The organism is Paraburkholderia sediminicola (assembly GCF_046030555.1).
GTDB classification, from domain to species: domain Bacteria; phylum Pseudomonadota; class Gammaproteobacteria; order Burkholderiales; family Burkholderiaceae; genus Paraburkholderia; species Paraburkholderia sediminicola_E.
The window spans coordinates 132,847-152,146 of record NZ_JAQQCH010000020.1; the positions used below are offsets into that span (position 1 = coordinate 132,847).

Here is a 19,300-nt window from a genome sequence, read left to right on the forward strand (position 1 = left end):
GCCGATACCGAATTTTGACATGGTTGGCGGGTTGCGGCGAATGCGGCTGCCCGGCCGGCCCCGCCGTACCCGAAAACGTAATCGAAGCGTGACGATGGTTTTTAGCGCAGTTAATCTATCAAGCGATATGCCGTTGGATACCGCTCTCTGGTTTGTCCCAGGCAATCGGCTACCGATCGAGCCACGCAAGAGATCAGTCGATATCCGTTCTCAGCCATATTGCGCCTTCATTCCCTCTCATCCACGGATTAATGCTGTGGAAATAAGTAGCGCAAATTCGCCAAAAAGAACCAATCGGCATCGACTTATAAGTGGCAGTATTCGACCTGGCCGGCTAGAGGGTTAAAAAGCGCGATTTACATGGTATTCTGCGCGCCGATTTTCGCTGTATTGCTAGCGCAATACGCGTCGATTAATCCGTGCGACAAACGGATCTCGCAGCAGAAGACAATAAAAGAGGGATGCGATGAGCGTGATATTTGCCGTGATCGGGGCAGTGGTCGGGATGTTGGCCGCCTTGTCGAACGATTTCCCACTCGGCTACGGTGGACTGATGGGCGGGGTGGCCGGCTTTGCGCTCGCACGGCTATTGCAAAAGAAGTCTCCGGACGCCGCGAACAAACCCGCGCCCAAACCGGCGGCAACAGATAGCTGGAGCATACCTGGCAGCCCAGCCGACGACCTGGCCACGCGCGTCGAGCGACTCGAACGCGACATTGCCGGTCTACGCGGTGAGCTTCGCGAGTTGCGGGCCAGCGTGACTGGCGCATCGGCGGCCAGTACAGCGGACAGCGAACCTGTGACGTTCACACCGCGGCCAGCCGATTTCGTGCAGCGTCCGTATGCGATGCCGCCCGCGACGGGGCAGAAGCCGCATCGCGAGCCTGCGGCCACGCCGGCGAAGCCGGCCGCCATCCACTCGACAGTGAGCGCCAGCGCGGTCACGCCGGCCGCCTCGGCCGGCGCGTCTGCATCGAACGAACCGACTGCACCGGAGACGCTGAATGCTGAGCCACGTGGCCCGATGGCGTTGTCGTTGTCTGACGAGCCGTCGTTGTCACCATCGCTTGCCACCGGGTCGCTCCCACCGCACACCCCGTCCGCGCCACATTCGCCACCTTCGCCGCCCGCGCCGCCGCGCGGTCCTGGTCTCGTGGAACGCCTCTTCAAAAGTGGCCGCGACTGGCTATTCGGCGGCAACACGGTCGTGCGGGTCGGCATCATCGTGCTGTTCTTTGGCATTGCGTTCCTGCTCAAATATGCGGCCGACAACAGCCTGTTGCCGATCGAATTCCGCCTCGCCGGGGTTGCGCTTGCCGCGACCGCCTTGCTCGGGCTCGGCTGGCGCATCGGTGAGCGCCGCGGCGCGTACGGGCTGATCCTGCAGGGCGGCGGCGTCGGCGCGCTCTATCTGACGGTGTTCGCCGCAACCAGGCTCTACCATCTGCTGCCGGCGGGCGCGGCTTTGCCGTTGATGGTCGCGATCTGCGGCTTGAGCGCGTTTCTGGCAGTGCGGCAGAACGCGTCGTCGCTCGCCTTCATGGGCAGCGCGGGCGGCTTTCTCGCACCGGTGCTTCTGTCGACAGGCGGTGGCAGTCACGTGATGCTGTTCAGCTACTACGCGTCGCTGAACGCGGGTATTTTCGCGATCGCGTGGTTCAAGGCGTGGCGACCGCTGAATCTGCTGGGCTTCGTGTTCACGTTTTCGATCGGCGCTGCGTGGGGCGTCACGGCCTACCGGCCCGAGCTGCTTGCCAGCACCGAGCCGTTCCTGGTTCTGTTCTTCCTGATGTATGTCGGCATCGCATTGCTTTATGCCGTGCGCCGCGAGGTCGCGCTCAAGCATTACGTCGACGGCACACTGGTGTTCGGCACACCGCTTGTTGCGATCGGTCTGCAAGCGGCATTGATGAAGGGTACCGAATTCGGCCTCGCGTGGAGCGCGGTGGCGCTGGCCGCGTTCTACCTGGCGATTGCGGGCTGGCTAGTACGGCGGCGCGCGCACCTTGGCATGATGTTCGAGGCCATGCTTGCGCTGGCCGTGATCTTCGCCACGCTCGCTGTGCCGCTCGCGTTCACCGGACCGACCACAAGCGCGGCCTGGGCCATAGAAGGCGCCGCGATCACCTGGCTCGCTGTGCGTCAGCGGCGCCTGACGGCCTTTGGCTTCGGCTTGCTGATGCAACTGGCCGCTGCGGGCGCGTACGGTTTCGGCACAGTCGCGATCAGGGGGGCGCATGCGTGGCCGATTCTGAACGGCGCCTACATTGCGACCGTGCTGATCGCGGTCGCGGGCATCTTCACAGGATGGCGGCTGCATGGGCGCAGCGAAGCGGCTGTGTGGCACGCGTGGATGCCGCAGATCGGCCTCGTTGCCAGCGTGTGGGGACTGTTGTGGTGGATAGTTGGCGGTCTCAACGAAATCCATGCGTACGCTCAGGCCCATTTTGTATCCGGTCCCGACCGTTTCGAGACTGCCGCCATCGCACTGTTCGCTGTGCTGACCACGTGGCTCGCGCACGGTGCGCACCGCAAGCTGCGTTGGCCAATCGCGGAACTGCCGGCGCTGGCGCTTGTGCCGGTCCTCGCGCTGCTGACATTGAGCCTGTTCATGTTGAGCGGCGCGCCGGTTAGCGGTTACGGTTGGCTGGTTTGCGCGGTGGCCGTGGCATCCGCCTACTTGCTGCTGTGGCGTCAACAGCGCGACGTCGGCGATCGTGTGCTCGCAACGCTGCATACGCTGATGTTCTGGACGGAGGGTGCGCTCGTGGCGCTCGAAGGTTATTGGGGTTTGCGTGCCTACGTGCCGGAAGGCGCATGGAGCTGGAGCGCATGGGCTGATGGGTTCGGCGTTCTGCTGCTATTGGTGGCCGGTGTCGGGCACCGTTTGCGCTGGCCGGTCGCACGCTTCGTGCAGGCCTATCAGGTGTGGGCCGCGGCTCCGCTTGCCGCCTTGCTGTGGCTGTGGAGTATCGCGAGCGTGACGAGCGACGGCAGCGCGGCGCCGCTCTTCTGGCTGCCGATCCTCAATCCGCTGGACGTGGCGCAGATTCTTGCGTTCATCGCCTGCGCCGTGTGGTTGCGGCGCCTGCGCGCGTTGGGCGTGCACTGGCATCCGCGGGCGTTCGATTACGCGGTGCTCGCGACACTGTTCCTGTGGTTCAACGCGTTGCTGTTGCGCACGCTGCATCATCATTTCCATGCAGCGTACGATGTCGATGCGGTGTTGGCGTCGTTCAATTTCCAGCAGGTGTTCCTGGTCGGCTGGAGTGCGTTTGCATTTGCCGGGCTGTGGCTCGCGCGCCGCGACAGCATTGTGCGCGTGTGCGCCATCGCATCGACGCCGCTCGTGCTGGTGATGTGGGTGTGGACGTTCTATGCGAACCTGACACAGGACGGCGGCGCGTGGGCGCGTCTGCCGCTGCTCAATCCGCTCGACCTCGTGCCGGCGGTGATTTTTGCGCTGGCGGCGTTGTGGCTCGTGCGCATTAACCGCCTCGGTGTGCCGATCGGCGAATATCGTGTGCCGTTGCAGGTGGCCGTCGGCGTGACCGGATTCATCTGGCTCAACGCGATGCTGCTGCGCACGCTGCATCACTGGATTGGCGTGCCGTACCAGCTCGGCGAGCTGTCGCATTCCATGCTCGTACAGGCTTCGGTATCGGTATTCTGGACGGTCTGCGCACTGGCGATGATGATCTGGGCGACTCGCCGGGCCAACCGGATATTCTGGTTCATCGGCGGTGGCCTGCTGGCGGCGACTGTCGTCAAGCTATTCCTGTTCGACCTGTCGCATGTGACCGGTATCGAGCGAATCGTGTCGTTTATCGGTATCGGCCTGATGCTGCTGCTGATCGGTTACTTCTCGCCGTTGCCGCCCAAGGCGGCTGTTCTGGAAACTGAGCAATGAAGCGTGTCTTGATGGTGACGGGCTGGTGTCTTGCGGTCTCGTCCGTGTGGGTGTCGACGATGGCCGTCGCGGCCGATCGGTTTGCGCAGCGCTTTGCGCTCGAACTCGAGAGTGGCGCCGCCTATTACAGCGTGAGGCTTCCGGCCGCCGTCTACGCCGCCAGCCAGCGCAGCGATCTCGGCGATGTGCGCGTGTTCAATGGTGCCGGCGAACCGGTGCCGTATTCGCTTGAGGCACCACATGAGCTTTCCCGCGCACCGGCTACGTTGCATTCGGTGCCCTGGTTTCCCCTGCCACCCGCGGCTGCCGGCCGCACCGGTGCGCCGCTCGGCGTAACGATTGCAGCCGACGGGTCGCTGCGTGCAACCATGGCCCCGCCGGCCCGCGCGCAACATGACACTGACCTGATCGATGTCGGGCGCGAGACGCGGGGCGACGCTCGGGTGGATGCATTGATCGTGCATGTGCGTGACGACAATTACCAGGGGCGTGTCAGCATCGAATCGAGTGACGATCTGCGCAACTGGCAACCCGCCGGCGAGGCGCAATTGCTCAAGGTCAGCTACAACGGCAGCACGCTGAGCCAGGACCGCATCGAGCTCAACGATATGCGCGCGCGTTACCTGCGGTTGCACTGGCTTGACGGCGCGCCGTACATCGACTCGATCGACGCTCAGGTGCAGGCGGCCGGCGCCGGCCCGGCGCAACGCGCGGATAGCCAGCGGGAATGGCGCGAAGGCATCGTCGCCCATGCGGGGCCGAAAACCGGCGAGTATTTCTTCGAAACCGGCGGTCCTTATCCCGTCGATCGTTTGCGCCTGAATCTGCCACAACCGAATACCGTGGCGCCCGCTGTCGTCTACTCGCGTGCGGGGCTGGAGGCGGCGTGGAGAGAAGTCTCGAGTGCGACGCTATTCCGGTTGCACAACGGGACGGTGGAGCAAAGCAATCCATCGCTTGAAGTGGCGTCCGACACGGATCGTCAGTGGCGCGTGGTGGTCGACACGCGCAACGGCGGTTTGGGAAGCGGCGCATTGACCGTCGCCGCGGGCTGGCGTCCGGCGACACTCACTTTCGTCGCGCGGGGCGACGGGCCTTTCACGCTGGGGGTAGGGAGTGCGGTCGCGGTGTCGTCGGCGGTAAGCCGGGCGGATCTGCTGATGGGCGCTTCGTCGGTTACCGTGGCGGCGCGGCTGGGCGAGGCGCTGCCCGTTGGGATTGATGCTGATTCGCAGTCGGCGGGAAAAGACCCGGATGCGATGCGGCGCTATATGTTGTGGGCGGCTTTGCTGCTGGCCGTCGGCTCGCTTGGGGCGATCGCCTGGCGGCTTGCGCGTGGGGCTCAGGTGCAGGCTGGGGCTCAGGCTGGCGGTGAGACTGGCGGTGTAGGCGGCGCTGGCGGGTTGGCCGGTGGTGCGTCCGGCGAATCAGGCGCAACGAGTGCCACAGTGAAAGAGGCAGGCACTCCCAGCGCTGACGGTCAAAGCACCGGGAAGAACTGATTCTGGAGCGAAAGCACGTCGGCGCGAGGATCGAACAGCATGGAGAGAGCGGAGCGCGCTGGGGGGACTGAAATGCATCCCGCGAGACGCCCGCGCTTGCACGTCCTTGCTTATCCCTCGCGCTCCGTCATCGAGTCGATGATTTTGTCGAGCGCGTGGCCGAACGCGAGCTTTTCCTGTTCGTCGAGGCAATCGAACATATCCCCGTTCCACTTACGCGCAATCGGCATCACCTTGCGATAAAGCACGCGGCCCTCGGGCGTCAGCGACACCAGCACGACGCGGCCGTCTTCAGCGCTCGGCTCGCGCTTCACGAGTCCTTGTTTGATCAATGCCTCGGCCGCGCGGCTAGCCTGACTCTTGTCGAGGTTGGCGTGCCGCGCCAGTTCCATGATCGAAAACGGTCCGAACGAGCCCACGGACGCAATCACCCGCGCTTCAGGTAATGTCACGCCCAATCTGTCCTGATAGCGCACGCCTATGCCACGCTCAGCAAGTTTGTTCAGGACATGCAGACGGTACGTCAGGAACTGTTCGAGTCCGGCTTTGGCGGAGGCCTTCATGGTCTTCCCGTGATGAGTGGCGCGGTCGTGGCGCTGTGATTGTTGCCGCAACCGTCCCGCCGGTCAACGCGCGCCGTATTTCAGGCGCGTCAACTGTTCGGCCTCGTTGGCAAGGAGGCGCGCTGCTTCGCGAATGGCAACCTCCAGGGTGATCGGCCCGGGGGCCGGCGAGAAGCAGCCACTGAAATGTTCTGCGAGGCGCGGTAGCGCCGCCGAATCGACCGCACCGGAGAGCAGCGTGGCCGGCACGCCCACTGCCTGCGCATGTCGGCAAGCGATGAACGGCGCCTTGCCATGCAGCGTTTGCACGTCCGAGCGGCCTTCGCCGGTGATCAGCCAGTTCGCGCCTTCAAGCGCCGCGTCCAGACCGATCTGTCGCGCGACGGTTTCCGCGCCCGGCTCGAACTGCGCGCCCAGCATGTGCAGCGCGAAGCCGAGACCGCCGGCCGCCCCCGCGCCGGGTTGGTCGCGTGCCGTGCGCCCCAGCGCCGCCTCGAGCAGATCGGCGAAATGGGCGAGGGCGGCGTCGATCGCGGCAATCTGTTCAGGCTTCACACCCTTTTGTGGACCGAACACCGCCGTTGCGCCGTGATCGCCGGTCAACGGATTGTCCACATCGGACATGCCGACGAACTGCGTGTCGGCGAGACGGGCGTCCAGCTGCGAAACGTCGAGCCGCGCCACGCGGGCGAGTTGTTCGGGCGTGGCATCGAGCTCGTTGTCTTGCGCGTCGAAAAGTTTCAGGCCGAGCCCGGCCAGCAAGCCGGCGCCGCCGTCGTTCGTGCTGCTGCCGCCGAGCGCGACGAAAAAGCGCCGGACACCGGCGTCGAGCAGGACGCGAATCGCTTCGCCCATGCCGCGCGTGCTGCGCGCCTCGACCGGCACGCCCATGCCGACCGGATCGGTAATGCCGACGATTTCCGCCGTTTCGATGATCGCGCTGCCATTCGCAAGCAGGCCGGTGAGTGCCTCGCGCACTGGACCGGCCGCACCGCGCACGCTCAGCTTGCGGCGCTCGCCGCCGCTCGTGAGCATGGCGTCGAGCGTGCCTTCGCCGCCGTCGGCCATCGGGCAGATGCGCACATCGGCGTCCGGCCGGGCGCGCTGGATGCCCGACGCAATCGCCTGCGCGACCTGTTCCGCGCTGAGCGAACCTTTAAAGGAATCGGGGGCAATGACGACGACAGGCGAGGACGGCAAATTCGGCATGGTGTCTCTGAATGGTTGGGATCGTTGCGAGGGCGAATGATATGAATAGACGCAGGCGCAGCCCCGAGCGCGTCCATTAGCTTATCAGCATGGGCGCGCCGACTGAATATGTCGAATGGCATAGCCGGGATCGTCCAGGGGAGCGCGTGCGGGGGATCATGAGTGGAAACGCACGAGGCAAACGCTGTGCTGTCGGGGGCGCGGCGCTTTCCGGCAGCACCGTCGGCGAAAAGGACCGTTAAACGGCACGCAGGCCGGAAACTGGCTGGGCGCGGGTGCCATGCAAGCACTAAACGGCCACCAGGCAAGCTGCAAACAGGTGAAAAACCGCGCGAAAAGTGGCCCGAACACCGATAAAAACGCGCGCAATCATCGAATCCCCGGCTAGGCGCGCAAATAGTTTGCTAAAATATTCGGCTCTTTGGACCCAACCGTGCTGCCGGCGGCCTGCAAGCCCGCGGCGCAGGCGCGCAATCGATGCAAGCCACAATGTGAAGCGACATCGAAAAGCGGCACGGAGAAGATAACTGATTCGCTCGAATAATTTTAGGACGATTGAAGCCATGGCTAACGTTGTTGAAAACCTCGGCAAGCTCGAACGCCGCGTAACGATTTCCCTGCCGAAGGACGCCGTGCAGAAGGAAGTGGACTCGCGTATCCGTCAACTCGCGAAGAACGTGCGCATGCCGGGTTTCCGCCCGGGCAAGGTGCCGCTCAAGATGGTGACGCAACAGTACTCGGGCCAGGTGGAAGCCGAAGTGCTGAGCGACAAGGTCGGCAAGGAGTTTTTCGACATCAGCCGCGCCGAAAACCTGCGCGTTGCCGGTCAGCCGAGCTTCGCGCCGAAGGCCGACGCTGCTGAAGGCGACTACGCGTTCGACGCGACATTTGAGGTGTATCCGGAAGTGAAGCTGGGCGACGTCGCCACGGCTGAAATCGAACGCACCACGACCACCATCAGCGAAGCGGAAATCGACCGCACGCTGGATATCCTGCGCAAGCAACGCGTGCACTTCCACGCTCGCGGTGAATCCGGCGAGCACGGTGACGGCGGCGCGGACACGGCGGCTAAAGACGGCGACCGCGTGACGGTCGACTTCGTCGGCAAGATTGACGGTGAAGTGTTCCAGGGCGGCAGCGCTGACGATTTCGCGTTTGTGCTGGGCGAAGGCCGCATGCTGCCGGAATTCGAAAAGGCAGCGCTCGGCCTGAAGGTCGGCGAGTCGAAGGAATTCGATCTGGCTTTCCCGGCTGACTATCACGGCAAGGATGTCGCCGGTAAGACCGCGCAATTCACGATCACGATGAAGAAGATCGAGTGGCCGCATCTGCCGGAAATCGACGCTGAATTCGCGAAGTCGCTCGGTATCGAAGACGGCGATCTGGTCAAGATGCGCGCTGAGATCAAAGACAATCTCGAACGCGAAGCGAAGCGCCGCACGCAAGCTATCGTCAAGAACCAGGTCATGGACGCGCTCCTGAAGATTTCGGAACTCGACGTGCCGAGCGCGCTGATCGCACAAGATCAGGAGCGTCTGGTCGGTATGGCTCGTCAGGACCTCGAGCAACGTGGCGTGCCGAACGCAGCTGACGCACCGATCCCGGCTGAGATGTTCAAGGAGCAGGCTGAGCGTCGAGTGAAGTTGGGTCTTGTGCTGGCCGAGCTGGTCAAGGCTAATGAACTGCAAGCCAAGCCGGAGCAGATTCGTGCCGAAGTCGACGAATTCGCGAAAAGCTACGAAGACCCGAAGGAAGTCGTCCGCTGGTATTATTCCAATCAGCAACGTCTTGCCGAAATGGAAGCGTACGTCGTTGAAGCCAACGTCGTCGATTTCGTCCTCAGCAAGGCCAAGGTGACGGACAAGGAAGTAAGCTTCGAAGAACTGGCAAGCGCAACGGCGCAAGCGTAAGCGTCGCTGCAACGGCGTGCCGGCTGTCGGAGCGACGGCCCGCACGCCGTTTTTTTGTGTTGTGAAAGTGCATTGCGTTTTGCATGGCGCGTTTCAGACAGCGTCGCACACGGCGTTCGCACTGATCGCGCACTTGAATACGGGCTCGTCGACCACACCTGTCTAGCATCTAATATTTAGAATATTTCCAGACAAGGATCCATTGCATGACCTTTCGCGCCCAAATGCTGGACACGTTGACCTCCCAGTCGTCCCGGGATCTCGAAGCGCAGGCGCTCGGACTGGTGCCGATCGTCGTGGAAACGAGCGGCCGGGGCGAGCGCTCGTATGACATCTATTCGCGTCTGCTGAAGGAACGCATCGTGTTCCTGGTCGGCGAAGTGAACGACCAGACGGCTAACCTCGTCGTCGCGCAGATGTTGTTCCTTGAAAGTGAAAATCCGGACAAGGACATTAGTTTCTATATCAACAGCCCGGGTGGTTCGGTTTCGGCCGGGATGGCGATCTACGATACGATGCAGTTCATCAAGCCGGACGTGTCGACGCTGTGCATGGGCCTCGCAGCCAGCATGGGCGCGTTCCTGCTGGCAGCCGGCGCGAAGGGTAAACGCTTTGCGCTGCCGAATTCGCGCGTGATGATTCACCAGCCGTTGGGCGGGGCGCGCGGCCAGGCGTCGGACATCGAAATTCAGGCGCGCGAAATCCTGTACCTGAAGGAACGGCTGAATCAGCTGCTTGCGCACCACACCGGCCAGCCCGTCGAACGCATTGCACGCGACACCGACCGGGACAATTTCATGTCCGGCGATGACGCGCAAGCTTACGGTCTGGTTGACCAGGTGGCACACAAGCGTCCTTGAACTGATGGGGTCTTGCCCCAAAACGGGGCGAGGCCGTCATCGGATCGGTTGTGAAATAATCAAGACTCGTCCGAGCGCCTGCGGCAAACGCCGTCACCTTGGCTCAAACCCAGCCGCGCCCAACTGCGAGGCTGGGGCAAACGGCGTATCATGTAATTGAGTGTCCGGAGGCTCACACATCTATGGCGGACAAGAAAAGTTCTAACAGCGAAAAGCTGTTGTATTGCTCGTTCTGCGGCAAGAGCCAGCATGAAGTCAAAAAACTGATTGCCGGCCCGTCGGTGTTCATCTGCGATGAATGTATCGACCTGTGCAACGAAATCATCCGTGATGAGGCTGCAGGTGCGGGTATCGAGGCGGGCTTGTCCAAGTCCGATCTGCCGAGTCCGCAGGAAATCCGTGAAATCCTCGACCAGTACGTGATCGGTCAGGAACGTGCGAAGAAGATTCTCGCGGTCGCGGTGTACAACCACTACAAGCGCCTGAAGCATCTCGACAAGAAAGACGAAATCGAGCTGTCCAAGAGCAACATTCTGCTGATCGGGCCGACCGGCTCCGGCAAGACCTTGCTCGCGCAGACGCTCGCGCGCCTTCTGAATGTTCCGTTCGTCATTGCCGATGCAACGACGCTGACGGAAGCCGGCTACGTCGGCGAAGACGTCGAGAACATCATTCAGAAGCTGCTGCAAAACTGCAACTACGAAGTCGACAAGGCCCAGCGCGGCATTGTCTATATCGACGAAATCGACAAGATCAGCCGCAAGTCCGACAACCCGTCAATCACCCGCGACGTGTCGGGCGAAGGCGTGCAACAGGCCTTGCTGAAGCTGGTTGAAGGCACGATGGCGTCGGTGCCGCCGCAGGGTGGCCGTAAGCATCCGAATCAGGACTTTATCCAGGTCGACACCACCAACATCCTGTTCATTTGCGGTGGCGCGTTCGACGGCCTCGAGAAGGTCATCGTCGACCGTACCGAGAAGACCGGTATCGGCTTCGGTGCAAGCGTAAAGAGCAAGCAGGACCGCGACGCCGGTGAAGTGCTGCGCGAAGTGGAGCCGGAAGATCTGATCAAGTTCGGTCTGATTCCTGAACTGATCGGCCGTCTGCCGGTGGTGGCTACGCTGGGCAAGCTCGACGAAGTAGCGTTGATGAAGATCCTCGTCGAACCGAAGAATGCGCTGGTGAAGCAGTACCACAAGCTGTTCAACATGGAACGTGTCGAGCTCGAAATTCGCCCGGCCGCGTTGCAGGCTGTTGCACGCAAGGCGATCCGTCGCAAGACGGGCGCTCGCGGTCTGCGCTCGATCCTGGAACAGGCGTTGCTTGACGTGATGTACGACTTGCCGCAAATGAAAGGCGTTAGCAAGGTCATCATCGACGACAATGTGATTGACGGTGACGGCAAACCGCTACTGATCTACGAAGACGCGCCTAAAGTGGCGGGTTCGAACTGATCGGCTTTCGGGTTACGCAAAAAAAGCCGTTCATGGCAACGTGAACGGCTTTTTTCGTTTATCGTGTGGTCAGAACGGTTGTTTTCACTATGGAGTCACTGAACCTTCGGAGTCACTGAACTTTTCCCACACGCGGAGGCTTGCAATCTTTTCTGCTGGCCTCACCTATCGAACGAACTGATTCCACTCATGGGGAAATGAAATGTCAGGAACCCAACTCCTTCCGCCGGAACGCATTACGCTCCCGCTGCTCCCGCTGCGTGACGTAGTCGTCTTCCCGCACATGGTGATTCCGCTCTTCGTAGGCCGCCCGAAGTCGATCAAGGCTCTCGAAGCAGCAATGGAAGGCGGCAAGCACATCATGCTCGTCGCCCAGAAAACGGCTGCGAAAGATGAGCCGACCGAAAAGGACATGTACGAAGTAGGGTGTATCGCCAACATCCTGCAAATGCTGAAGCTGCCCGATGGCACCGTTAAGGTGCTCGTCGAAGGCTTGCAGCGCGCGAAAACGCTTTCCATCGAAGAACAGGAAACGCAGTTTTCGTGCGAAGTCATGCCGCTCGAACCCGACCACGCCGACAGCGCCGAAACTGAAGCGCTGCGCCGCGCGATCGTGTCGCAGTTCGATCAGTATGTGAAGCTGAACAAGAAGATCCCGCCGGAGATCCTGACGTCGCTGTCGGGTATCGACGAGGCTGGCCGTCTGGCCGACACGATTGCGGCACACCTGCCGCTCAAGCTCGACCAGAAGCAGCACATCCTCGAAATGTTCCCGGTCATCGAGCGGCTCGAGCATCTGCTCGCGCAACTCGAAGCGGAGATCGACATCCTGCAGGTCGAAAAGCGCATCCGTGGGCGTGTGAAGCGCCAGATGGAAAAGAGCCAGCGCGAGTACTACCTGAACGAACAGGTCAAGGCAATCCAGAAGGAACTGGGCGAAGGCGAAGAAGGTGCGGATCTCGAGGAACTCGAGAAGCGCATCACGGCCGCCCGTATGCCGAAGGAAGCGAAGAAGAAGGCCGACGGCGAGCTGAAGAAGCTCAAGCTGATGTCGCCGATGTCGGCTGAAGCGACGGTCGTGCGCAACTACATCGATACGCTGATCGGCTTGCCGTGGCGCAAGAAGAGCAAGGTCAACAACGACCTCTCGAATGCGGAACGCGTGCTTGACGAAGACCACTTCGGTCTCGAGAAAGTGAAGGAACGCATTCTCGAGTATCTCGCGGTCCAGCAACGTGTCGACAAGGTGAAAGCGCCGATCCTGTGCCTCGTTGGGCCTCCGGGTGTCGGTAAGACGTCGCTGGGTCAGTCGATCGCTCGCGCAACGAACCGCAAGTTCGTGCGTATGGCGCTCGGCGGCGTGCGCGACGAAGCCGAGATTCGCGGTCACCGTCGTACGTACATCGGTTCGATGCCCGGCAAGATTCTGCAAAGCCTGACCAAGGTCGGCGTGCGTAATCCGCTCTTCCTGCTCGACGAAGTCGACAAGATGGGTCAGGATTTCCGCGGCGATCCGTCGTCGGCGCTGCTGGAAGTGCTCGATCCGGAACAGAACCATACGTTCGCCGACCACTACGTGGAAGTCGACTTCGATCTGTCGGACGTGATGTTCGTGGCGACGTCGAACTCGCTGAACATTCCGCCGCCGTTGCTCGACCGTATGGAAGTGATCCGTCTGTCGGGTTACACGGAAGACGAGAAGGTCAGCATCGCGCAACGTTATCTTTTGCCCAAGCAGAAGAAGAACAACGGCCTCAAGGAAGGCGAGGTCGATGTGACGGAATCCGCGATCCGCGACATCATTCGTTATTACTCGCGCGAATCGGGCGTGCGTTCGCTCGAACGCGAGATTTCGAAGATCTGCCGCAAGGTCGTGAAGATGCTTCTGCTGAAGAAGGCAGAAGGCGCGGTGAAGGTCGACGCGAGCAATATCGACACGTTCCTCGGCGTGCGCAAGTACGACTTCGGTCTGGCCGCGAAGGAAAATCAGGTTGGCCAGGTCACGGGTCTCGCGTGGACGGAAGTGGGCGGCGATTTGCTGACCATTGAAGCCGCAGTGATGCCGGGTAAGGGTAATGTGATCCGCACGGGTTCGCTCGGCGACGTGATGAAGGAATCCGTCGAAGCAGCGCGCTCGGTGGTCCGCTCGCGTTCGCGCCGTCTGGGTATCAAGGACGAAGCGTTCGAGAAGCAGGACATTCACATCCACGTGCCGGAAGGCGCGACGCCGAAGGACGGTCCTTCGGCCGGTATTGCGATGACGACCGCGCTGGTGTCGGTGTTGACCGGCATCCCGGTGCGCGCCAATGTCGCGATGACGGGCGAAATCACCTTGCGTGGTGAAGTCTTGCCGATCGGTGGCTTGAAGGAGAAATTGCTGGCGGCGCATCGCGGCGGCATCAAGCTGGTGCTGATTCCGGAAGATAACGTCAAGGATTTGACGGAGATTCCGGACAACGTGAAGAACGCGATCGAGATCGTGCCGGTCCGTTGGATCGACAAGGTGCTCGAACTGTCGCTCGAACGCGTGCCCGCGGCATTGCCGGACGAAGAGCCGAAGCCTGCTGCGCCTGTCGCAGCAGAGCCGGCGAAAGACTCCGGTGCGACAGAGGTCGTGAAGCACTAAGTCAGCGACGAAGGCTGTTCGCTGTACACAAACCCGCGGTCTCGGCCGCGGGTTTTTTATTGCCGGCGAGATGCCCAAGGGCACATGTGAAGCGCATCTAATCCCACTTTTTGAACAAAGGGTGTTCTCTGTCGTCGATTGATTGTGCGCGCATCGATTTACGGCAAGATGTGGTTAAAGACGCGTCCTCCGGAATCGCTCTCATAGGCTCAACCCCGCTTGACACAAGGGTTTCGGCCAATTCTAATGAGTCGGCTCGGCGTTGTCCGCCGGCCGCGTGATGCCAGATGCTATAGAGCACCGTCACGATTGCCATAAACATTCTCGGGGGTTGGAATGAATAAAACGGAATTGATCGATCATATTGCGCAGCAAGCCGATATTTCGAAGGCTGCGGCAGGCCGTGCATTGGAGGCGGTGATCGGTGGGGTCAAAGGGACATTGGAGAAAGGCGGCTCGGTGACGTTGGTGGGTTTCGGTACGTTTGCGGTTGGCAAGCGTACGGCACGCACGGGTCGCAATCCGCGCACGGGCGCCGCCATCAAAATCAAGGCGGCGAAGGTCCCCAAATTTAGGCCTGGCAAAGCTTTGAAGGATGCGCTAAACTAATGGGCTTGCTGCTTGAGGAACTGCAGATTCGTTGTAAAGAAGTGCGACGAATTTTGCGTGAGTTGCTTGGGTTGATACTCAAGTTGATAAATCAGGCAGCAAAAGCAGAAACACACTGAATCGTGAAACGGGTGCTTAGCTCAGTTGGTAGAGCGGCGCCCTTACAAGGCGTAGGTCGGGAGTTCGAGCCTCTCAGCACCCACCATTTCCGTTTCACGATTAGCATCCGAGCAGGTCCGAAGAGATCTGCTGCAGTACTCTGAAACCCGCGTGGCTATTGGCTCCGCGGGTTTTTTATTGCCACTGTCGACAGAGTCGAGCTGAGCGAACCGAGTAGGGTGGGTCCAGGGGTTACCACTGGACCCTAAACCCTAAGCGGCATTGTGCGAACTTTGCTGCTATTGACCCGTCAGCGCCTTGCACACGTTTTTATTCAATGTGGTCAGGAAACTGGCCGCGCTGCTAGTCCGCTCCGCTTCCTGACTCAACTGGCTCATTTTCATCGTCATGACGGCGCTGTTCTGTTGGGCGTCGGTCATCTGTTTCAGCATGGCGGCCTGATCCATGTTGTTGGACGCGGTCGTTTTCGATGGAGCGGGTCCCTGTCCCAGCGCGTCCCCAGCGGCACCAAGCGCATCTGTCTTCGACGAGTCTATCTTGTTCAAGCCGGCTTGAGCCACCGTGCCCATTGCCCCCAACGGCCCCGGCAGATGGGACGCCATTGCGGCCGTCGTGTCGAGTGCGTTCTTGGCCATGCCGCCACCGCCGGTCATCGACGGGAGCGCGGCGCGCATCCGTGACGATATGCCGTTCCTGAACGGATTGTTGTTTGCGAGACCGTGGAGCAGGCCCATCGAATGACTGTTAGGCGACGACGTGGGCGCACCCGGTGTCTTGGATGTTCCCTCTTTTTGGGAAAAATTCTCGATAACCGCGCCGGCTACGTCCGCTGCGCCGCCAAGTCCTTTAACAGAAGGCATGATCCACTCCTCGATGAAACGATGAAAATCTTCGCTTGAACCCAGTGTGACGCACGAGGCGTTACCGAAACCGACATCGACTCAAGCGCGGCCCAAACACTGTCAACCCGTCACGCCCGCACCCAGCTCGACGGCATATGGCTGACCGCGTCGGCCGATGCCGCCGGCCAGGCCGGCGTTGCGGCAGCGGGTTCCGCCGCTGTCGACTCTGCTGCGCGCACGCTGCCGTCCAGTTTGGCTGCGCGCTCGAGCAGCCGGGCGCCGATGCTCGACGCTTCACGATGCTCGCGTTGTTCTGCCGCCGTGCGGGCATAGCTCTGCCACAGCGGATCCTGCATGCCGAACAGGCAGACCGCCATCAGCGCCGAATGTAGCGCCGAGCGTTTGGCCTCCTCGTCGTCGTCCTCCAGCACGCGCAATGCGTCAAGCCAGGACTGGCGGCGCAGATGGCGCCATGCGACCACCGTGCCGGCACCGGTCCAGCGGGGCCGCAGCACCCGGATCGCGTCGAGCAGATCATCGAAGTCGGACAGATCATCGAGTTGCGACGCGGTCCACAGTACCTTGGTGAGTCCGCCCGCCACGTCGTCCTTGCATGCTGTGTAATTCACGATTTCGTCACCTGTGTGGAAACTGCAATAAAAAGACCGTGACGTACCGCTTTGCCTGCTTCGCCGCGTCTTCCCCGGTCCATGCCGTCAGCATGGCCGACAACTTCAGTGTGCAATATTCTCCGCAGCCCGCATTCGCCGATGCGAACCAAACGAGCGCTGAGCGAAGTCGTTCGTCACATCGGGCGAACCCGATTACGGCAAAAGACTATTCGAAGTTTGCCGCGCCATGCCGCCGCGGCTGCTTCGTCATCCGGTAAGTCAGCCAGCCCCGTTTGCTGGCGATCACCGGCCAGTGGTTGCGGCGCATGAACTCGATACAGACACGGTTATCGATTTCCACGTCGACGACGATCTCGGCCTTCAGGCTGAACAGCCAGTCGAGCGCCGGCCGCAACAGGAGTGCCCAGCGTCCGCGATAGGCGGGCAACACGGCGATATGCGCCTCATTGCCGTCGAAAATGATGCCGCCGATCGGCATGTCGTCGCAGACGAAACCAATCGACGGGCAGTCCCTGTAATAGGCGATGAAGATCTCTTTGGTGACGATCTGCAGCACCTGCTGGCCGGGCGTTTCGTAACGGGGCGCATCGGCGTCGTAATAGACCGCCAGATCCGCCTCGGCTGCGAGCCGCAACCGGCTCATCGCAACAGCTCGTGAATGTCCTCCTCCTCGGAGCGGCCGAGCAGATTGCGCATCGCCTTCTGCACATGAGGATCGGGATGATCGAGCGCGGCCTCGGCGTAGCCGTACCAGCTCGGATCCTTCAGCAGGCGCAGGCACAGCGCTTTCAACTCGGGATGCTGCGCGTCAGGCAAACCGTTGACGAGCTGCCACGCTTCGGTCGCCTGGCCGCGCTGAATCGCGATCATCACGGGGAGCGCCAACTGGTCGCGCGCGTCCGGATAAGCGTCGTAGAGTTGCTCGAGCAGCGCGTCGGCGTCGTCGAGACGGTTTTCCCTGATGGCGACGACCACTGCACTGGCCATCGCGGCCGCGCCGGTCGTATGGAGTGTGTCGACGGCTTGCATGACGTCGCTCACGAAAGCGTCGAACTGCCGCTACCGCTCCCACTGCCGCCGAACGAGCTGACGACGCCGTCGAGCAGATTGTTCGCGGCGCTGGCTTCGAGCCCTTCGGGCGTCAGGTCGGCCGCACTCTTGACCGCGCCGAACGCGCCGCCGGCCGCTTCCTTTGCGCCGCTCAGCATTTCTTTCGGGTTCAGCGTCAACGCTCCTTTCGCCAGGTCGATACCACCTTTCACGACGTTACCGATACCGTTGGCGACGCCTTCGACCGCATGGCCGATGTCTTTTCCCAGACCTTCAATTGCTTTGCCGATCGCGCTCATTGTGTATCCCTGTGTGTCGAGACAAATGGCTCTCCTTCGACGAAGGAGAGAGAACGTGCGAGACAGAATTCTTGTGAACGTCCCAGTCACCAATGTAGCGTCGTCGTATCCGGCGGCGCTGCGTATTGCGAATCGGGGTACGAAAATCCGAACGAAGCGTTGTCGGGAAATCACGCCCGATGCGGCCACGGCGTGCCCATCAACTTGTGTGTGAAATGTTGTCGCCATAGAACGTCACGGCGCTACCGCCCGATGGATCCTGGCAGTAGTAGCCCATCGTGAAGTCCATGTCGCCGGCTGCTTTAAAGATCCACGCCTCATCCGCCGATAAGCACCTGGAGGCCTTGGGCGCTTTGCAATTTCATTACGCGCCGCCCTTAACGTTTTCTTCCTGGATATTGAGAAGATCGTGAATTCGCCTGCTAATGGCGAATTGGATAGTTCTGAGTGGCCCGGACTCCCACTATTTAGCTTTTCGCCAGGCCGGTCTTCAGAACGGTTCCACGGATACGGCGCCGTAATGACGGTGAGACCAATACGTACGCCAGATGTGGAATATATTGGCCAGATAGACGTTATGTAATTGTAAGAATAAGAGGCTAGCGAATCCGGTTTGACAATGAGTATCCGGTCTGGCGTCGATCCGGGCGTGTCAACATCGCACCCGATATTCGAATTAGGCCCACTGGGTCGGCTTTTGAGCGCCAGGGCGCGGCGGCGGGTGGTGAGCGATGCGGCATTGCAATGCAAACGCTGCATGATTTGTGTGTTGCAGCAATTGGCCGCTATTCGGCTTCGTGTCTATCACGAATTTAATGAACTTGCACCCGCGAGCGAATATTTTTTACGATTAATGTTTCCGCTAAGCTTCTTTTTTCAATTGAAATAACCAATTCTTACCAGCTAAACTTGCGCGGGCGCAAAAGGTATCCATAGCGCATTTTTGTGCAAATAGATAACGACAGGGGATTTCCACGTAGCGGAATTATTGCTCTCAACCAGGCGTATCGGCAGTCGGTGTCGTGATTGAATCGCGCACATCTTCCGGTCGTCTGGCTGGTCTGCGAGACCGGCTGCGCTATCTGTTTTATCGGACCCTGCGCTGTGGCTTGAGCGCAGCCGGACGCAGCGCGGCGGGCCAGGCCGACAGGACGAATCAGAGCAAAGCAGAAGGCAAAGAAACGGTATGCGAAAACGATATGTTTGGACGGGGCTCTTTTTATGCTGGGCAGGGTTCGCGAGCGTAGGAGCCGCCGCGTCGGACTCGCAAGTGATTGTCGAGGGAAGCCAGCGCGCGGCCGAGACCGTCCGCGCCAGCGGTCATGGCGTACCGTTGCTGCGTGCGCTGGAGCAGATCGTACCGACCAACTATAGCGTCAACGTACCGAACGCCGGCGCGTGGGCCGATGCGCCGGTGAGCTGGCGCGGCGATACGTCGTTTGTCCGTGCGCTCGGCGAGATTCTGGCCGGTAATCGCACCTTGCAGGCGCGCGTCAACACCGATCTTCATCTGGTCACGGTGACCGCGTTACCGGCGCCTGTTGCCAGTTCGCCGCTGGCCGTACCGGCTGCCGCCATGGTCGACACGCCACCGCCGGCCGCACTGGCCGGCGCGCAGCCGTCTGCACAAACGCTGCCGATGCTGGCACAACGTCAGACACAAATCCCACCGCAACCGCAACCGCAACCGCAACCGCAACCGCAACCGCAACCG

14 protein-coding genes, 1 tRNA gene and 1 pseudogene are annotated in these 19,300 nt (G+C 61.1%); 9 read left to right on the plus strand and 7 right to left on the minus strand.

All coding sequences use genetic code 11. The features are described 5' to 3' along the window. Positions 1 to 466: 466 nt before the first annotated feature. Positions 467 to 3,910: a DUF2339 domain-containing protein gene (locus PQQ52_RS25740; protein WP_408217521.1), complete on the plus strand. Its 3,444-nt coding sequence runs from the start codon at positions 467 to 469 to the stop codon at positions 3,908 to 3,910. Next, the gene (locus tag PQQ52_RS25745; RefSeq protein WP_408217524.1) at positions 3,907 to 5,412 is read left to right on the plus strand and encodes a DUF3999 domain-containing protein; all 1,506 of its coding nucleotides are present in this window, start codon (positions 3,907 to 3,909) and stop codon (positions 5,410 to 5,412) included. Before PQQ52_RS25740 ends, PQQ52_RS25745 begins: the two co-directional genes overlap by 4 nt. A gap of 110 nt (positions 5,413 to 5,522) precedes the next feature. On the opposite strand, the gene PQQ52_RS25750 is transcribed toward PQQ52_RS25745, so the two are convergent. Together PQQ52_RS25750 and PQQ52_RS25755 are read right to left on the minus strand one after the other, a co-directional pair. Next, positions 5,523 to 5,975: a MarR family winged helix-turn-helix transcriptional regulator gene (locus tag PQQ52_RS25750; protein ID WP_408217526.1), complete on the minus strand. Its 453-nt coding sequence runs from the start codon at positions 5,973 to 5,975 to the stop codon at positions 5,523 to 5,525. 63 nt (positions 5,976 to 6,038) lie between these two features. Then, complete coding sequence (locus PQQ52_RS25755) at positions 6,039 to 7,184, minus strand: glycerate kinase (RefSeq protein WP_408217529.1); 1,146 nt, start codon at positions 7,182 to 7,184, stop codon at positions 6,039 to 6,041. A gap of 563 nt (positions 7,185 to 7,747) precedes the next feature. Between PQQ52_RS25755 and tig the strand changes: the two genes are divergently transcribed. The 6 genes from tig (at position 7,748) to PQQ52_RS25785 (ending at position 14,848) form a co-directional block, all read left to right on the plus strand. Then, positions 7,748 to 9,094, plus strand: coding sequence for a trigger factor (gene tig, locus PQQ52_RS25760; protein WP_169488726.1), 1,347 nt, complete (start codon positions 7,748 to 7,750; stop codon positions 9,092 to 9,094). 206 nt (positions 9,095 to 9,300) lie between these two features. Beyond that, positions 9,301 to 9,954, plus strand: a complete 654-nt coding sequence (clpP, locus tag PQQ52_RS25765; RefSeq protein WP_408217532.1) for an ATP-dependent Clp endopeptidase proteolytic subunit ClpP — start codon at positions 9,301 to 9,303, stop codon at positions 9,952 to 9,954. A 182-nt stretch (positions 9,955 to 10,136) separates the two neighbouring features. Next, positions 10,137 to 11,408 (plus strand): ATP-dependent Clp protease ATP-binding subunit ClpX, encoded by a 1,272-nt coding sequence (clpX, locus tag PQQ52_RS25770; protein ID WP_120291738.1) that lies wholly within the window; start codon positions 10,137 to 10,139, stop codon positions 11,406 to 11,408. A 202-nt stretch (positions 11,409 to 11,610) separates the two neighbouring features. Then, the gene (lon, locus tag PQQ52_RS25775) at positions 11,611 to 14,034 is read left to right on the plus strand and encodes an endopeptidase La (RefSeq protein ID WP_408217535.1); all 2,424 of its coding nucleotides are present in this window, start codon (positions 11,611 to 11,613) and stop codon (positions 14,032 to 14,034) included. A gap of 336 nt (positions 14,035 to 14,370) precedes the next feature. Next, the gene (locus tag PQQ52_RS25780) at positions 14,371 to 14,643 is read left to right on the plus strand and encodes an HU family DNA-binding protein (protein WP_408217538.1); all 273 of its coding nucleotides are present in this window, start codon (positions 14,371 to 14,373) and stop codon (positions 14,641 to 14,643) included. 129 nt (positions 14,644 to 14,772) lie between these two features. Beyond that, positions 14,773 to 14,848, plus strand: a tRNA-Val gene (locus tag PQQ52_RS25785). A 193-nt stretch (positions 14,849 to 15,041) separates the two neighbouring features. Here the strand turns inward: PQQ52_RS25785 and PQQ52_RS25790 are convergent. The 5 genes from PQQ52_RS25790 to PQQ52_RS25810 form a co-directional block, all read right to left on the minus strand. Then, the gene (locus PQQ52_RS25790; protein ID WP_408217541.1) at positions 15,042 to 15,623 is read right to left on the minus strand and encodes a hypothetical protein; all 582 of its coding nucleotides are present in this window, start codon (positions 15,621 to 15,623) and stop codon (positions 15,042 to 15,044) included. Between the two features lie 110 nt (positions 15,624 to 15,733). After that, positions 15,734 to 16,234, minus strand: coding sequence for an HrpB1 family type III secretion system apparatus protein (locus PQQ52_RS25795; RefSeq protein WP_408217544.1), 501 nt, complete (start codon positions 16,232 to 16,234; stop codon positions 15,734 to 15,736). A 208-nt stretch (positions 16,235 to 16,442) separates the two neighbouring features. After that, entirely contained in the window at positions 16,443 to 16,880 is a 438-nt protein-coding gene (locus PQQ52_RS25800) for a GNAT family N-acetyltransferase (protein ID WP_408217547.1), read from the minus strand. Beyond that, positions 16,877 to 17,278 carry an HrpB1 family type III secretion system apparatus protein gene (locus tag PQQ52_RS25805; RefSeq protein WP_408217550.1) on the minus strand — a complete coding sequence of 134 codons (402 nt, stop codon included), beginning with the start codon at positions 17,276 to 17,278 and terminating at the stop codon, positions 16,877 to 16,879. Before PQQ52_RS25805 ends, PQQ52_RS25800 begins: the two co-directional genes overlap by 4 nt. Next, positions 17,275 to 17,586: a hypothetical protein gene (locus PQQ52_RS25810; RefSeq protein ID WP_408217552.1), complete on the minus strand. Its 312-nt coding sequence runs from the start codon at positions 17,584 to 17,586 to the stop codon at positions 17,275 to 17,277. The genes PQQ52_RS25805 and PQQ52_RS25810 overlap by 4 nt, the downstream gene beginning before the upstream one ends. Positions 17,587 to 18,856: 1,270 nt before the next feature. On the opposite strand from PQQ52_RS25810, the pseudogene PQQ52_RS25815 reads away from it, so the two are divergent. Then, a pseudogene (locus tag PQQ52_RS25815) lies at positions 18,857 to 19,300 on the plus strand (toxin co-regulated pilus biosynthesis Q family protein); the annotation flags it as partial.

Excerpts from the sequence above, each read along its gene's own strand:
- PQQ52_RS25740 (WP_408217521.1), top strand. The coding sequence starts at position 467 with ATGAGCGTGATATTTGCCGTGATCGGGGCAGTGGTCGGGATGTTGGCC.
- lon (WP_408217535.1), top strand. The coding sequence starts at position 11,611 with ATGTCAGGAACCCAACTCCTTCCGCCGGAACGCATTACGCTCCCGCTG.
- PQQ52_RS25810 (WP_408217552.1), bottom strand. The coding sequence starts at position 17,586 with ATGAGCGCGATCGGCAAAGCAATTGAAGGTCTGGGAAAAGACATCGGC.
- tig (WP_169488726.1), top strand. The coding sequence starts at position 7,748 with ATGGCTAACGTTGTTGAAAACCTCGGCAAGCTCGAACGCCGCGTAACG.
- clpX (WP_120291738.1), top strand. The coding sequence starts at position 10,137 with ATGGCGGACAAGAAAAGTTCTAACAGCGAAAAGCTGTTGTATTGCTCG.
- clpP (WP_408217532.1), top strand. The coding sequence starts at position 9,301 with ATGACCTTTCGCGCCCAAATGCTGGACACGTTGACCTCCCAGTCGTCC.
- PQQ52_RS25755 (WP_408217529.1), bottom strand. The coding sequence starts at position 7,184 with ATGCCGAATTTGCCGTCCTCGCCTGTCGTCGTCATTGCCCCCGATTCC.
- PQQ52_RS25800 (WP_408217547.1), bottom strand. The coding sequence starts at position 16,880 with ATGAGCCGGTTGCGGCTCGCAGCCGAGGCGGATCTGGCGGTCTATTAC.
- PQQ52_RS25745 (WP_408217524.1), top strand. The coding sequence starts at position 3,907 with ATGAAGCGTGTCTTGATGGTGACGGGCTGGTGTCTTGCGGTCTCGTCC.
- PQQ52_RS25780 (WP_408217538.1), top strand. The coding sequence starts at position 14,371 with ATGAATAAAACGGAATTGATCGATCATATTGCGCAGCAAGCCGATATT.
- PQQ52_RS25750 (WP_408217526.1), bottom strand. The coding sequence starts at position 5,975 with ATGAAGGCCTCCGCCAAAGCCGGACTCGAACAGTTCCTGACGTACCGT.
- PQQ52_RS25790 (WP_408217541.1), bottom strand. The coding sequence starts at position 15,623 with ATGCCTTCTGTTAAAGGACTTGGCGGCGCAGCGGACGTAGCCGGCGCG.